1 protein-coding gene is annotated in these 519 nt (G+C 67.8%); it reads right to left on the reverse strand.

Annotated features, from left to right (window positions below; translation table 11 throughout):
• On the reverse strand, nucleotides 1-519 hold a 519-nt coding region (locus QMC84_RS22390; protein WP_300378892.1), incomplete at both ends, for a citrate/2-methylcitrate synthase.

The raw sequence follows: 519 nt of genomic DNA on the forward strand, positions 1-519 counted from the left end.
GGATCGTCCACGCCCAGCTCCTCGAGCACCTTGTGGCACATCTCGCGGATGATCTTCGCGCGCGGATCGAAGTTCTTGTAGACGCGGTGGCCGAAGCCCATCAGGCGGAAGCCGGAGTTCTTGTCCTTGGCGCGGTCGACCGCCGTGGACACCTTGTCCGGGCTGCCGATCTCCTCGAGCATCTTGAGCACCGCCTCGTTGGCGCCACCGTGGGCCGGCCCCCAGAGCGCGGCAATGCCGGCCGCCACGCAGGCGTAGGGGTTGGCGCCGGTGGACCCGACCAGGCGCACGGTCGAGGTCGAGGCGTTCTGCTCGTGGTCGGCATGCAGGATGAACAGCAGGTCGAGTGCCTTGGCGGCCACCGGCTTGAGCTCCAGCGGTTCGGCCGGCACCTCGAACATCATGTGCAGGAAGCGGTCGACGTACTCGAGGTTGTTGCGCGGGTAGCGCACGGGCCAGCCGATCGAATGCCGGTAGCACGCCGCCGCCATCGTCGGCACCTTGGCCATCAGGCGGATC

Origin of the sequence: Nocardioides sp. (assembly GCF_030019515.1) — a bacterium.
Classification (GTDB): Bacteria; Actinomycetota; Actinomycetes; order Propionibacteriales; family Nocardioidaceae; genus Nocardioides.